The organism is Streptomyces sp. NPDC025618 (genome assembly GCF_055558795.1).
Map to the genome: position 1 here is coordinate 1 of NZ_JBVHLW010000055.1, position 13,903 is coordinate 13,903.

At 69.1% G+C, this 13,903-nt stretch carries 13 protein-coding genes and 2 pseudogenes; 9 read left to right on the forward strand and 6 right to left on the reverse strand.

Annotation, left to right across the window (positions count from 1 at the left end; translation table 11 throughout):
• Positions 1-276 precede the first annotated feature (276 nt).
• Positions 277-2,460 carry a transglycosylase domain-containing protein gene (locus ACZ4A5_RS28825; RefSeq protein ID WP_467590501.1) on the reverse strand — a complete coding sequence of 728 codons (2,184 nt, stop codon included), beginning with the start codon at positions 2,458-2,460 and terminating at the stop codon, positions 277-279.
• Between the two features lie 384 nt (positions 2,461-2,844).
• Between ACZ4A5_RS28825 and ACZ4A5_RS28830 the strand changes: the two genes are divergently transcribed.
• On the forward strand, positions 2,845-3,180 hold the full coding sequence (locus tag ACZ4A5_RS28830) for a WhiB family transcriptional regulator (RefSeq protein WP_361525423.1): 336 nt from the start codon (positions 2,845-2,847) through the stop codon (positions 3,178-3,180).
• A gap of 225 nt (positions 3,181-3,405) precedes the next feature.
• On the opposite strand, the pseudogene bagB reads toward ACZ4A5_RS28830, so the two are convergent.
• The 4 genes and pseudogenes from bagB to ACZ4A5_RS28850 form a co-directional block, all read right to left on the reverse strand.
• Positions 3,406-4,758 (reverse strand): annotated as a pseudogene (gene bagB, locus ACZ4A5_RS28835) (ATPase BagB); the annotation flags it as partial.
• Entirely contained in the window at positions 4,755-5,750 is a 996-nt protein-coding gene (bagA, locus tag ACZ4A5_RS28840; protein WP_467590504.1) for an ATPase BagA, read from the reverse strand. The pseudogene bagB and the gene bagA, both read right to left, overlap by 4 nt.
• 574 nt (positions 5,751-6,324) lie before the next feature.
• Entirely contained in the window at positions 6,325-7,038 is a 714-nt protein-coding gene (locus tag ACZ4A5_RS28845) for a creatininase family protein (RefSeq protein ID WP_467590506.1), read from the reverse strand.
• 32 nt (positions 7,039-7,070) lie between these two features.
• Positions 7,071-8,372, reverse strand: a complete 1,302-nt coding sequence (locus tag ACZ4A5_RS28850; protein WP_467590509.1) for a hypothetical protein — start codon at positions 8,370-8,372, stop codon at positions 7,071-7,073.
• 127 nt (positions 8,373-8,499) lie between these two features.
• On the opposite strand from ACZ4A5_RS28850, the pseudogene ACZ4A5_RS28855 reads away from it, so the two are divergent.
• The 5 genes and pseudogenes from ACZ4A5_RS28855 to ACZ4A5_RS28875 all read left to right on the forward strand — a co-directional run.
• A pseudogene (locus ACZ4A5_RS28855) lies at positions 8,500-8,877 on the forward strand (ATP-binding protein); the annotation flags it as partial.
• Positions 8,878-8,923: 46 nt separating this feature from the next.
• Complete coding sequence (locus tag ACZ4A5_RS28860; protein WP_467590571.1) at positions 8,924-9,127, forward strand: hypothetical protein; 204 nt, start codon at positions 8,924-8,926, stop codon at positions 9,125-9,127.
• Complete coding sequence (locus tag ACZ4A5_RS28865; RefSeq protein WP_467590512.1) at positions 9,127-9,363, forward strand: DUF7848 domain-containing protein; 237 nt, start codon at positions 9,127-9,129, stop codon at positions 9,361-9,363. Before ACZ4A5_RS28860 ends, ACZ4A5_RS28865 begins: the two co-directional genes overlap by 1 nt.
• Entirely contained in the window at positions 9,360-9,584 is a 225-nt protein-coding gene (locus ACZ4A5_RS28870; RefSeq protein WP_467590514.1) for a hypothetical protein, read from the forward strand. Before ACZ4A5_RS28865 ends, ACZ4A5_RS28870 begins: the two co-directional genes overlap by 4 nt.
• Positions 9,585-10,070: 486 nt before the next feature.
• Positions 10,071-10,370, forward strand: a complete 300-nt coding sequence (locus ACZ4A5_RS28875; RefSeq protein WP_467590517.1) for a hypothetical protein — start codon at positions 10,071-10,073, stop codon at positions 10,368-10,370.
• Positions 10,371-10,823: 453 nt separating this feature from the next.
• On the opposite strand, the gene ACZ4A5_RS28880 is transcribed toward ACZ4A5_RS28875, so the two are convergent.
• The gene (locus ACZ4A5_RS28880; RefSeq protein ID WP_467590520.1) at positions 10,824-11,600 is read right to left on the reverse strand and encodes a GntR family transcriptional regulator; all 777 of its coding nucleotides are present in this window, start codon (positions 11,598-11,600) and stop codon (positions 10,824-10,826) included.
• Positions 11,601-11,760: 160 nt separating this feature from the next.
• Between ACZ4A5_RS28880 and ACZ4A5_RS28885 the strand changes: the two genes are divergently transcribed.
• From ACZ4A5_RS28885 to ACZ4A5_RS28895, 3 genes are read left to right on the forward strand one after another with little or no spacing between them, the layout of a single operon-like run.
• The gene (locus ACZ4A5_RS28885) at positions 11,761-12,114 is read left to right on the forward strand and encodes an SCO3933 family regulatory protein (RefSeq protein ID WP_467590523.1); all 354 of its coding nucleotides are present in this window, start codon (positions 11,761-11,763) and stop codon (positions 12,112-12,114) included.
• Positions 12,114-13,418, forward strand: a complete 1,305-nt coding sequence (locus tag ACZ4A5_RS28890) for an FtsK/SpoIIIE domain-containing protein (protein ID WP_467590526.1) — start codon at positions 12,114-12,116, stop codon at positions 13,416-13,418. Before ACZ4A5_RS28885 ends, ACZ4A5_RS28890 begins: the two co-directional genes overlap by 1 nt.
• Positions 13,415-13,615 carry a hypothetical protein gene (locus ACZ4A5_RS28895; protein ID WP_467590529.1) on the forward strand — a complete coding sequence of 67 codons (201 nt, stop codon included), beginning with the start codon at positions 13,415-13,417 and terminating at the stop codon, positions 13,613-13,615. Before ACZ4A5_RS28890 ends, ACZ4A5_RS28895 begins: the two co-directional genes overlap by 4 nt.
• Positions 13,616-13,903: the final 288 nt, after the last annotated feature.

The window sequence follows — 13,903 nt, forward strand, 5'->3', positions numbered from 1 at the left end:
GTGCCGAGGGCGGCCGCGTGGCGGCCGCGGTGAAGCGCCTGCTCGCGGGCTGAGCCGGTACGCCACCGCCCGCACCTAGCGGGGAAGGGGGGGGGGGGGGGGGGGGGGGGGGGGGGGGGGGGGGTGGGGGGGGGGGGGGGGGGGGGGGGGGGGGGGGGGGAGAAGGGGGGGGGACCGAGGTTGGGTGGTTTTTTTCCCCCCCCCCCCCCCCCCCCCCACCCCCCCCCCCCCCCCCCCCCCCCCCCCCCCCCCCCCCTGTGCGCTAGGTGCGGAGGCTCAGTGGCCCCTGCCGCCCGGAGGGGTGTGCTTGCCCCGCCCGTGGCCCTTAGGGGCATCCGCGTTCGCACCGGTGGTGCCGTTGCCGGTGGTGTTGCCGCCGTTGTCGTTGCCCTGGGGCCCGGCGTCACTGATGGTGCCCACCGAGTCGAACGTCGGCGCGGGCTTGCCGTCCAGGGCGCCGGTCATGGCGTCGCGCCAGATGGGACCCGGGGTGTCACCGCCGTAGACCTTGTCGTGGTAGACGCCGCCGATGGTGATGTTCTCCATCTCGATGTCCTTGCCGGGACCGCCGACCCACACGGCACCCGCCATGTTCGGGGTGTAGCCGACGAACCAGGCGGCGTGCCGGCTGTCCGTCGTACCGGTCTTGCCCGCGCTGTCGCGCCCGTCCAGGCCGGCCTGCTTGCCGGTGCCGTCCTCGACCACGCCCTTGAGGAGGGTGTTGACGGTGTTGGCGGTCTCCTCGGACATGGCGCGCGAGCACTGCGTCCTGGGGACGTTGATGCTCTTGCCGTTCGGGTCGGTGGCCGAGTTGATCAGGACCGGGGTGCAGTACTTGCCGCCGTTGGCGAAGGCGGCGTAGGCGGCGGCCATCTTCAGCGGGGACATGCCCTGGGTGCCCAGCGCGATCGACGGCACCTGGTCCATCTTCTTGCCGGAGGCGGGCTTCAGGCCCAGCTTCGACGCCATCTTGGTCACCGGGCAGGTGCCGGTGTCACCGATCATCTGGATGAAGTAGGTGTTCACCGACTTCGCGGTCGCCTCCCGCATGCCGTACGGGCCGACCTCGCTCCGGTTCTCGTTGTTGACCATCGCGCCCTCGCTGTTGCGCCAGGTGCCGTCACAGGTCTCGACGGAATCGGGGTAGGGCATCTGGTACGGCGCGGAGTAGACCTTGTTCGGCGAGATGCCCTCCTCCAGGGCGGCCGCCGCGAGGATCGGCTTGAAGGTGGAGCCGGTCTGGAAGCCGTAGTTCGACCCGCCCTGCGCGTGGTCCGCGGAGAGGTTGATCTGCGTCTGGTTCTCCCCGAAGCCGTACGGCCGGGACTGCCCCATGCCGAGCACCTTGCCGGTGCCGGGTTCGACGATCGATACCGCGGTGGCCACCGAGTCGTTCTGATAGACGTGATCGCTGATCGACTTCTGCACGGACTTCTGGGTCTGCGGGTCCAGTGTCGTACGGATCGTCAGGCCGCCCTCGTTCCAGCGCTTGGCGCGCTCCTCCTTCGTCTTGCCGAAGGCGGGGTCCTGGAGGAAGGTCTCGCGGACGTAGTCGCAGAAGAAGCCGGCGCCGTCGACGGCGGTGATGCAGCCGCTCTTGGGGCGGGTGACCTTCAGCTGCAGCGGCTTGGCCTGTGCGGCGGCGGCCTCGGCCGGGGTGATGTCCTTGAGCTCGGCCATCCGCTGGAGGACCGTGTTGCGCCGCTTCGTCGCCTCCTTGGGGGCGTTGACCGGGTCGTAGCGGCTCGGCGACTGCACGATGCCGGCCAGCAGGGCGGCCTCGTCCAGGGAGAGGTCCTTGGCGGGCTTGCTGAAGTAGCGCTGGGAGGCGGCCTCCACGCCGTAGGACTGCTGCCCGAAGAAGGTGATGTTCAGGTAGTTGTTGAGAATCCGCTTCTTGCCGAGCTCCTTCTCGACCTGGATGGCGTACTTCAGCTCCTTGACCTTGCGGCCGAGGGTCTGCTGGGTGGCGACGGCGACCTTGTCGGGGTCGTCGCCGGCCTCCTCGATGAAGATGTTCTTGACGTACTGCTGAGTGAGGGTCGAGGCGCCTTCGGAGACGCCGCCGGTCTGCGCGTTCTTGTTGAGCGCGCGGAGGACGCCCTTGAGGTCGACCGCGCCGTGCTCGTAGAAGCGCGCGTCCTCGATGGCGACGATCGCCTTCTGCATGTAAGGCGAGATGTCGTTCAGCGGGACGACCGTGCGGTCGCGGGAGTACACCTTCGCGATCTCGCCGCCCTGGGCGTCGAGGATGGTGGTGCGCTGACTGAGCGGAGGGGTCTTGAGGCTCGCGGGGATATCGTCGAACCCCTCCACCGAACCCTTCGCCGCGAGGCCGAAGGCGCCGACGGCAGGCAGGGCCAGGCCCGCAAGAACCGCTCCGGAGAGCACGCTGACACCGAGGAACCTGGCGGCCTGCTGGGCCCTGCTGGGGCCCTCGCCCGAACGCTTCATAGCCATGAAGGGAAGCCTACGTTCTCATTCGGCGGACAGACGCCCGTGTGTTCGCCTACGCTGTTTCACGCCAGTCACTGCGATGCGTTTCAGCATCACCTACGCCTTCACTCTTGTGAGTGATGAGACGTGTCCGTATTGCCACCTGTGTCACTCGGTGACCACCGCGACATGGGAGAAGTGCCCCGATATATCGGGAAAGTCGCTGATGTCGCCAGCTCACTCCGTTGGGTGATCTGCGGTCTACGCATAGTCCGTTCGGGCCATCCAAGATTGGGCCCGAAGGGGGTGTTGTCCCCTGCCCGCCTTCCGTAACGTCCTCAACTGGCAACGGTGAATATGCCGCTGCCGCCGTGGGGGAGCCTCAATTCGGGAGAGGACGGCGCCAGCATGGGCTGGGTAACCGACTGGAGTGCGCAGGCAGCCTGCCGCACTACCGATCCGGATGAACTATTCGTTCAGGGCGCAGCACAGAACCGGGCCAAGGCGGTCTGCACCGGATGCCCGGTGCGCACCGAGTGCCTGGCCGACGCGCTGGACAACCGCGTCGAGTTCGGGGTGTGGGGCGGAATGACCGAGCGGGAGCGGCGCGCGCTGCTCAGGCGCCGGCCGACCGTCACCTCGTGGCGCAGGCTCCTGGAGACCGCTCGTACGGAATACGAGCGGGGTGCGGGAATCCTGCCGCTGAGCGACGAGGACTACGACGCGTACGCGGCAGTCGGCTAGCCGCTGAGGGCGCCGAGCGCCAGCCCCCCGACACCGACGGCATTACCCACGGCGCCGTCAGTCGGGGGCCTCGGTACGTCGGTCGAAGTTTCGATCCCCCTTTTGCTCGGCGGGCAAGGCGCAGCACTCAGCCGGGGTCGCCTCGGTGCGTTCTTCCCGTGCGCTCCCCGCAGTTGTGTCCGATGCGGTCGTGTGCGGTCCTGTTGTGTCACCCGCGGTCTGGCAGGCGAGTCGCTCGCCGATCGCGCGCAGGCCCGCCAGGTCGTGCACATCACCCGGCAGGGCGGCGACTTCCGCCACCGCGACCTCGGGGTGAAGCGCGGTGAAGCGGTCACGTGTGCGGCGCTCGCGCGCGAGCACCTGCATCCGCTCGGCATGCAGCCTCAGCAGACCGGCGGTGAGCCGTGCGGTGGAATCCTGTGTGGTGAAGTCCTGTGCCGTTGAGCTTCCTGAGGGGGCGGGCTGGGGGAGGCCGCTCTCGGGAGTGGACGGGGCCGTGGGAGCGTCGGCGCCCGGCGCATCAACGGTACGTGAGGCAGCTTGCCCGCTGTCACGATCCACAATGCCGCCGCAATCAAGATTTTCCGATGTTTCCATCGCGGTCGTCGCCAAGGCTTCACCGGGTGCGCCGAGCGAGCCGTCGAGCAGCGCTTCCGCCGCGGCGAGAGCCCGGTCCGCGGGGAGCCGGGCGGCCTCGCTGCCGTGCACGCGGTTGAGGACGAGCCCCGCCAGCGGCATCCGCTCGGCGGCCAGCCGCTCGATGAAATACGCCGCCTCCCGCAGCGCGTCCCGCTCCGGGGCCGCGACGACCAGGAAGGCCGTACCCGGCGCCTGGAGCAGCCGGTAGGTCGCGTCCGCGCGCGTGCGGAAGCCGCCGAACATCGTGTCCATGGCGGCCACGAACGTCTGCACGTCCCGCAGGAGCTGCGCCCCCATCAGCTTGTTGAGCGGGCCGCTCATCACCGACATGCCGACGCCCAGGAACTTCATCCCGGCGCGGCCGCCGAGCTTCGCCGGGGCCATCAGCACCTTGATGAACTTCCCGTCCAGGAAGGACCCCAGACGGCCGGGCGCGTCCAGGAAGTCCAGCGCGGAGCGGCTCGGCGGGGTGTCGACGACGATCAGGTCCCACTCGTCCCGCGCGCGGAGCTGGCCGAGCTTCTCCATGGCCATGTACTCCTGCGTGCCCGCGAAACCGGCCGACAGGGATTGGTAGAAGGGGTTCTCCAGGATGGCGCGGGCGCGCTCACCGTCGGCGTGCGCTTCGACTATCTCGTCGAAGGTCCGCTTCATGTCGAGCATCATGGCGTGCAGCTCGCCGCCCGCGGAAGTGTCGATTCCGTGCACCCGGCGCGGCACGTTGTCGAGTTCCTCGATGCCCATGGACTGCGCGAGCCTGCGGGCCGGGTCGATGGTGAGGACGACGACCTTCCGGCCGCGCTCGGCGGCCCGTACGCCCAGGGCCGCCGCGGTCGTCGTCTTGCCGACGCCACCGGAGCCGCAGCACACCACGATGCGGGTGCGGGGGTTGTCGAGGACAGGATCCACGTCCAGCACGGACGCCGCGTCCAGGCTCACTCGGAGACTCCTTGCTTCCTCAGTTCGCGCGCCATGCGGTAGAGGCCCGCCAGGTCGACGCCGTCGCCGAGCAGTTCCAGTTCGTAGGTGGGCAGGCGGAGGCCCGATATCTCCGTACGGCCCTGGTGTTCCAGGGCGAGCCGCTCGGTGTGCTCGCGTGCCTGTGCCACCAGGGGGCCGACCAACCGCTCGGCCAGGCCGGCGTGGCGTGCGCCGCCGAAACCGGTGCGCTCCAGGGCGTGCGACAGCGTGCGGGCGACGTCGGCCCTGCGGCCGTTCGCCGCGACCTCCACCGCGGTCTCGTCCAGGATCTCCGGGCGCACCATGTTGATGACGACGCTGCCCACCGGCAGCTGCGCGGCGCGGAGTTCGGTGATGCCGTCCACGGTCTCCTGGACCGGCATCTCCTCCAGGAGCGTCACGAAGTGCACGGCCGTCTCGGGGGACTTGAGGACGCGCATCACGGCCTGCGCCTGATTGTGGATCGGGCCGATCCGGGCGAGCCCCGCCACCTCGTCGTTGACGTTGAGGAAGCGCGTGATGCGGCCGGTCGGCGGGGCGTCCATGATCACGTGGTCGTAGACGTAACGGCCCGTGCGGTCCTTGCGGCGCACTGCCTCGCACGCCTTGCCGGTCAGCAGGACGTCCCGCAGGCCCGGTGCGATGGTCGTCGCGAAGTCGATCGCGCCGAGCTTCTTGAGCGCCCGCCCGGCGCTGCCGAGTTTGTAGAACATCTGGAGGTAGTCGAGGAGGGCCCGCTCGGCGTCGATGGCGAGCGCGTGGACCTCGCCGCCCCCGCCGGGCGCCACCGCGATCTTCCGTTCCTCGTACGGCAACGCCTCGGTCTCGAAGAGCTGCGCGATGCCCTGCCGCCCCTCCACTTCGACCAGAAGGGTCCGCTTGCCCTCGGCGGCGAGGGCAAGCGCGAGTGCCGCGGCGACCGTGGTCTTGCCGGTTCCGCCCTTGCCGCTGACGACATGGAGCCTGCTCATGATTCGGAGCCTAATTCCTTCGCAACGGCCGTGTGGCGTCAGATGGCGACATGGCCTGGTTCGAACGGTGAGGCCCGTCACGCCATGGGGGAGCGTGTTCTCCGTGAGGCCACCACCGGCCCGGTGCTCGCTCGTTGACCCGGTGGCGCGGGACCGTCGCGCGGGCTACGCACGAGGCTGTCGGTGCCAGGCATTACAGTCGGGCCCATGACGAAGTGGGAATACGCGAACCTTATACCAGACTCCTTGGCATGAGGCAGTAGGCGTCGGCCTGGTCGGGTGAAGTGCGCATGGTGTGAGCGACCCTCAAGGCGGGTCGCTGGGCGCCTGACAGATGCCGGCGACGACGGGACAGTGCTGCCCATGGTCGGCGCCTTGGGGAAGCGGAAGCGTCGGGTGAGAAGGGTCTCCCCGAAGCGGCTCCCTCGTAGGCAGGAGGGGCGACGACGTTCACCCGGAGCTTGAACTGGGCCTGAGGGCCTTTGACCCGATGTGATCCTTCACATACGAAGCTCTGGCCTCAACGGATGCCAGAGCTTCGTATGCACGGCTCGGGCGCTGGCGGGCGGCCGCTTCAGCGCTGGCTGACCAGGTCCAAGTGGGAACCTGCCAGGCGAGAGAAGCTGTCCAAGATCGCTTTACCCTTGGCCGCTGTCGCCAGCGACGGCTGGCCGATGATGCCGTTGGTCGTGTAGCCCGTCATGCCCAGGGTGAGCAGGTGGGGGCGGCAGGGGGCGGAGTGATCGTCTGCCTCTATGCCGTCGCGCACGAGGTGGGGCGCGCCGTGCAGGAGTAGGGAGACCTCGAACTCGCCTCCGTGCATGTCTTCCGCCCCGCTGCTCTCCAGCGCCGCGTCGGCACGGGCCTGGGCGCGGTCTTCGCTGACGGGGAAGAGGGCGACGCGCGGGCCGTTGACGTTGAGTTCCTGGACGACATTGGACAGGACGTAGTTGCCGCCGTGGCCGTTCACGATGAGCAGGCCCGGATGCCCCGACGCTTCGAGTGATCGCCAGATGTCGTTGACCATCGCGTACAGCGTGGCCGCGCTGATGCTGACGGTCCCCGCCATGGGCGCGTGCTCGTGGGAGCAGGAGATGGTGATGGGCGGCAGGAGAAACAGGCCGTGGTCATCGGCAAGGCGGCGAGCGATCAGGCAGGCGATGGCCGTGTCGGTGATCAAGGGCAGGTGATCGCCGTGCTGCTCGAAGCTGCCCACAGGAAGAACGGCGACGGCGGGGCCGCGTCGCCGCTCGTCGCCGCTGGTGGCTTGCGTGATCAATTCGTCCATGGCTTCAGCATCCCTCATCAAAACTGAGCTCGTCAGGCCACGAACTGATCTCGAACAGCCTCGAATCGATCGAGAAATGTCGCCACTGTTGGCACGCTGCGCTGTGATTCAACCGAGCGCGCCACTGCGGAGAGTTCGGTGAACGTGCGGGCTGATCCTGTATGCCTGACGATCCCGAGCGCCTTGGTCGCGGCCTCGGCTCCGCTCTCCAGCTCACGGGCTGCGACGTACGCCCGGGCGAGCCGCGCGAGGTAGACCCCGCGGTCGTTGCGGTAGACCTTGGGAAGCTCGGCCAGCTGTCCCTCGAAGAGCTCGATCGCCCGCCGGGGCTTGCCAAGATCGATCCAGCAGTTGGCGCGCTGGATCTCGATGTAGGTCGGTGTGCAGTACGAGGTGTCGACCGTCGAGCTTTGCCCGTCGGACGGCGACTCGGACGCGAGCGCGTACGCCTCGTCGAACTTGGCGAGTGCGGCCTTGGGATTGCGCATCAAGGCATAGCCCTGGGCTTCTTGCTGAGCTGCGAGTGCCGTGATCTGGGGTGTGAGACCGGGCAGTCGCTGAGCGGCCCTCGCAAGTCCGACGGCCCTCTCCGCGCTGGACCTCGCGGTGGCCTGGTGGCTTTTCCGGAACAGGACGTAGGACTGCATGTGATCGTCCGCAGCCTCCTGGGCCCATTCCATCGAACGGTCGGACCACAGGGCGGCGCGTCGGAAGTCCCCGAGATCCTGGTAGAGCCATCCGATGAACTCGGCCACCTGGCCACCGGTGCGCAGAAGCGTCTGCCGCGTTGCTCCCGTGGCGCTTTCCAGGAGGCTGGTGATGCTCTGCGCCTGCTGCTCGACGGTGGGGATCGTGGAGCGGGCACCGAAGAAATTCGCGCCCTTGTAGTGCTCGGGCAGTTGGCTGTCCACGAGCGCGGCGACGAACTCGGGGTCGATGGCATCTCCGTCCGGACCCTTCTCGTCCAAGCCGTCCGGGAAGCCGGCCAGGGTCATCGCTGCCGCCTCGACCCCGGCTGCTGCCGCCGAGAATCCCTCGTTGCCGCCGGATTCCCACTCGCGTCGAGCGAGCCCCAGCATGTGCCCTGGGATACGCAGCCCATCGGCCACGCGCTCGATGACGCGGATGTCCATCACCCCGCGGTTTCCTTTGATCACCTCGCCGACCGCGCTCGGTGTGAGGTCCACGCTCCGGGCGATGAGCGAGGGGTAGAACCCGGCCCTCTTCGCCACCCTGAAGATCGTGGTGAAGTCGCGCTTACGACACGCCTCCACGAACTGGGGCTCTCTCAGCAATCGTGGCGGGAAACCCTGCGGCACATCTGATGCGGGCATGAGCGGCGCTCCGGGGAGGGACGGAGTTGCTTCGGGGCCATGTGACTTGCGTTTCCTGCGAGTTTACCCATGGTGGGTAACCACGCTGGGCTAGTTACACGAACGCCTGCACGTGAGACTCCTCGGCATGGAGCGAAGGCAGGGAGACGCTAACGGGCAAGAGGTGACGCGGCGTTGGGCTCGCCATCCTCGCTGCGTCGGCCTGGCCCGTGCGGAGCTGAGCAAGGCGTTGGCGGACTGGGGGCTGATTGCCGTCGAAGACGCGGCCGTCCTGGTGCTCTCCGAGATCCTCACCAACGCGGTCGTACACGCTCGCGTTTCACCCGGACGAGAGATTCAGACGTGCTTCCGGCACGTGGTGGATGGCGTGCGGATCGCGGTCGACGACGCGGACGAGAACCGGCCCGTGATGCGCGCCTCAGACGCGGAGGGCGGCCGGGGCCTGGCGCTCGTGGCGGGCCTGTCGGACCAGTGGGGCGTGAGCGATCGGGACGGGATCGGCAAGTCGGTATGGGCCGTGCTGACGGCTCCCGGACGAGAAAGGACGCGCGATGGCGGAGGTACTGGGAACCACGGTCCGGGCGGGAGACATGGTGAACATCCGGGGCAAGTGGCAGGAAGTCAAGGCTGTTCGCAAAGAACGAGACCGGTTGGGCAAACGGGAAATCGTGCTCGTCTTCAAGGGCGCGCACGCGATGCGGGTGGGCCTGACGCAGCGCGTTGAGGTCTTGCGCGGCGGGCGTGGGGCGCGGTGATGGCGGCCCGGTCGGTGTTCCGTTTCGTGGACTGGTATTTGAAGTTCGACGTCACGGGAAGTCCGCCGATCTTCGAGATGGAGTGCACTTCGTGCGATACCTCGTCCGAGGCGTCCGAGGTGCCTGCGGGTCCGCAGGAGTGGGCTCTGAAGCACGCTGGTCGGACCGGTCACACGATGTTCAGGGCTGTGAATACGTCCTTCTTCCGTGCGACGCAGGTGGAGGAGGAGCGATGAGTGGCCAGGCGGTACGGGCGGCCGTGTTGCGTGTGCTGCGGCGGCTGGATGAGAGCTGGTACTGGTTCTATCAGTGGGCGTTGATCAAGTTTCGTGTGGACCCTGGTCTGGCTGATGGCATGTACGGGATGCGTCGTGAAGCGCCGGGATGTGCGAGAGGTCGTGGCGTCGTTCTGGTTCCTGGCTGGGGAGTGGTGGCGGCGGCACGTGTCGCAGCGTGAGCTGTATCGGTTCCTGGACGACGCGCGCCGCCGTTTCGCTGCCGTGCGGACCGGGCGGACCGAAGAGGACATTCGGGCCGGGTTGCAGCGCCTGGTTGATGAGTCTGCCCGGCGTGAGGCAGAGGGCCGGTTGTCGCCCCCGTAGACCGGGCAGGGGCCGTCAGTTCCTGGGAGGGTACGACGGCCTCTGTCCTTGGCCCCTCGGGCTCGTCTCCGATGTTTGGGCAGGTCGGCGAGCTGCGTGCGAGGGGGCGGTGTTGTCCAATGCGCCGCCTGCGGCCCTGCTCCGAGTGGTGACGGAGCGGGGCCGCGCACCACATCTGAATGTGAGACCGGACCACCCCTAACACCTTGGCGGGCGGGGGTGGTCCGGAAGGGATCAGCGAGCGACCCCGGTGCCGATGGTACCGGGGCGCTCGTCGTGTGTTCGTGCGACGCCCCGACAAGATCGATGGCAGACAAGATTCTTTGAGGGGTGGAGAGTTGATGTCCGGGCCGGGCGATGAGGCGTTCGAGATCGGTGACGTGGAGTTCGGGGCTGAGGAGTTCGACCCGGACGCGGTGCTGTGGGTGCGCGGGGTCGATTACGTGGCGGGCTGGGCTGCGGCTCGCGACGTTGCCACAGAGCTGGGGGAGGCGCTGGTGTCGGCGGGCGTGGAGGCGTCCGGGGTGCGGTTGCGGGCGGGTTCGGCGGCAGACGGCTCGGGGGTGGTGCGGCTGGAGCTGTCGACGGCGGCGGCGCGTGAGGTGACGCGTGTGGTAGCGCGGTTCGGGAAGGCGAGCTGAGCTGGGAGGACGGCGGGGGCTGGGATGGTGGCCGGCTTGGGCCTCGGCCACGGAAAGTCAGCCCAGACGGTGGGGCGGCCGGACGATCACCCGTCACGTGTGCACCTGCACCGGTGCCGGTCTCAGCCATGCTGCCGAGTGTCTTTTCTCCACGTCACGGCCGGTACCACCCGAGACTCCGCGGCGATGCTGCTGTCCCCCTCCCGCAGACAGCGACGGTGCCGCACGCGAAGCGAGCCCGGCCACCGCCCATCGGCCCCCGTCCATCCGCGGCCGACGGTCAGCGGGCTCGTCCGCGTCTTCACGCCGTGGCGGGCCCGTGGTCGTGTGGGCGGTGGGCGTCCGGCCGGGACCGGCCGTCAGGCCGCAGCCCGGTCCGGGGCGCCCGGCCGCCCGGCGCGCCGCAGGCGCGCCCTTGAGTAAGTGAAGAAGGTTTCGACCGGTCGCCGGATTTCAGGCGCGGCTGCGGCGGGCGGCGGGGGTCTTGTCGGGGGTGATGCGGTAGGTGAGCTGGGCGCGGTCGGCGCTGACGCGGAGTTCTTCGAGGAGGAGCGGGCGGTCGTCGTTGCCGCGGGTGATGCGGGCGGCGTGCAGGACGGCGGTGGCGTCGCCGAGTTGGAGGGTGGTGCGTTCGTCGGGGGTGGGGATGCGGGCGCGGACGGTTTCCGACCACCACAGCTTGTGCCCGGCCTTGGACAGGAGTGCGTAGAGCTCGGCCGGCGGGCTGTCGGGCGCCTTGCCCAGCCCTGTTTCCTCAGCCGTGGCGAACGGGATCAGGACCCGGTGCATCAGGCGGGTGCCCGTTGTGGGGTCGGCCAGCAGCCAGTCACAGCCGAATGCCTCTTCCCCCTCGTCCAGGCCGAGTTGGGGGCCGGTGACGGGGTCGGTGGTGGTGCGGTAGGCGGTCGGGTCCTCGGCCGGTTCCCACACCTCGTCACCGAGCACGCTGAACGTGCGGCCGCTGCTGGTCACCGCCCGGTTGATGGTGTTCACCGGCGCCGGTAGAGCGCGGACGAAGCTGCCCTTGCCGTGGATGACCTCGATCAGTCCCTCGGTACGGAGGGCGGCGATGGCGTTGCGCACGGTCGGGCGGGAGACCTTGTAGCGGTCCATGAGCTGGGACTCGGAGGGGACAGGCGCGCCGGGCGGGATCTCGCCCGTGGTGATGGCGTTGCGGATCTCGGCGGCGACCTGCTGGTACAGGGCTCCGGGTCGCTGGATCTCTCCCACTGTCGAACTCCCTTGGTGTGAAGGCTCGGTTGGGTCTTACGTCACTCGTCAGCATAAGTGCTTGCGCGCCGGGCACAACAGATGCATAGTCGTCACTCGTCAGCACGAGTGACGTCCTGATGGGAAGGGCGTCCCGATTGGCCAAGGAGGCCAACACCCCATGCAGTCCATCCCGGTTGATGTGTCCCGGCTAGGCGTACTGCGGTGCGCTGTCGCCCCGGAACCGAAGCTCACGGGCTTCGAGGCCAAGGAGATCAAGAAGGACAAGGAGGGCAACACGATCTACACCGTGGCCGTCACGGTCCGGCAGGAAGGACGCCGGATCTCGGTCATCGAAATCGCCGTCACGGGCGAGCCGAAGGGTGTCGTGGAGGGCGGTGAGGTGCGGGTGACGGGCCTGGAGGCGTTCTCCTGGGCCATGGGCGACCGGCACGGGATCAGCTTCCGCGCAGCCGCCATCACCCCCGCCCCCGCCAGCGCTCCGACGGCGGCGTCGAAGGCGAGTGGTGCCTGATGGGACCCGTGACCTTGGCGTTCTTACTCGCGGCCCTGGCCTGGGTCGTGGTCGCCGGCTTCCACCTCCGCGACCGGCACCCCGTCTGTTTCTGGTACCTGACCGGGTACCCGGTCACCGCGGTGCGGGTGGTGCGGACCTGGCGCAAGGTCGCCCAGCACACCGACCTCGTCGTCTCCCCTCGACCGTCCCGCGGCCTGGTCGGGGACCTCGTCGTCAAGGGCGAAGCGCTCCGGCCGGTCGCCCCGCGCATCTCGTTCCCGAAGGCGACGCGGACCGGCTTGAGTGTGGTGGTGCGGCTGCACCCCGGGCAGACCCCCGGGCCGTTCATCGCGGCGGCGGACGCCCTGGCCCATGCGTGGAGGGTCCACGCCGTACGCGTCACCTCCCCCGAACGCGGGCTCGTGGTTCTGGTCGCGACGGCCGGTGACCCGCTCCTGCGGCCGGGCCTGGCGCACGCCCCCGCCGCGCTGCTGTCCGCCCTGATCGGCATCCTGGAGAGCGGTGGGGCGTGGGTGATGAACCTGCGGCAGGTGCCCCACTGGCTGATCGTCGGCGCGACCCAGTCCGGGAAGTCGACACTCCTGGCACGCCTGGTGGTGCAGCTCGCTCCTCAGCCGGTGGCCCTGGTCGGGATCGACTGCAAGGGCGGCATGGAGCTGGGCCTGTTCGAACCCCGCCTGTCGGCCCTGACGACCTGCCGCAGGGAAGCCGTCGCCGCGCTCGGCGCCCTCGTCACCGAGATGCAGACGCGGATGGAACTCTGCCGGTTCGAAGGGGTCCGCTCGATCTGGGAACTGCCCGACAAGCTTCGCCCCGTGCCCGTCGTCGTCCTCGTCGACGAGCTGGCGGAGCTCTACCTCTCCGACGGCACCCGGGAGGGTAAGGCGGAGGCGGAGAAGTGCTCCACCTACCTGCTGCGCATCGCCCAGCTCGGCGCGGCCCTCGGCCTCCACCTCGTCATCGCCGGCCAACGCGTCGGCTCCGACCTCGGCCCCGGCGTCACCGCCCTGCGGGCCCAGCTCTCCGGCCGCGTCTGCCACCGCGTCAACGACCCCGGCACCGCCGAAATGACCCTCGGTGACCTGAACAAGGACGCCGTGACCGTCGCCCAGTCGATCACCTCCGAAGAGAAAGGCGTAGCCGTCTGCACGGGCGCCGACGGCGGCTGGGGCAGGGCCCGTTCACACCTGACGACGGTCGAGGACGCCCGCAAGGCCGCGGCCGCGTACATGCACATCACCCCCAGCCTCCTCGGGGTCCGGCGGGCGCTGCTGATGGCCGGGGCAGGTGAGGAGGCATGACCGGCGCTGCGGCTCTTCCGCTGGTGGCGGTCTTCGGGATCATCACCGTCCTCCTGGTCCGCTCCCGCGACGTGCGCTGGTGGGAAGCCGTGCTGATCGGCCTCTTCGGCGTCTACCTCGGCCAGACCCCGGTCATCTTCACGATCAACAGCTTCGTGACCTGGTGCCTGTCCGGCTTCACTCACACCCACTCCTGAAAGGGCAGGCCATGCCCATGCGCCGCGTGCGCTGTCCGATCTGCAAGGGCGAACGACGGATCAAGACCCGTGCCGGCCGCTGGCGGCGCTGCCGCTGCTGCCACGGGACCGGCACCATCCGCTGAACCCAAGATCCACCCCTGACCGAGAGGACCACCCCATGGACGACCCCGGACCACCAACCGCCCTCATCCGTGCCGCTCCGGCGGCCCACCCCGGGAGATCACCACCATCACCACCGCCATCCTCACGGCGGCTGACCGGCGCGCCACTCTCGACCGCGCGGCG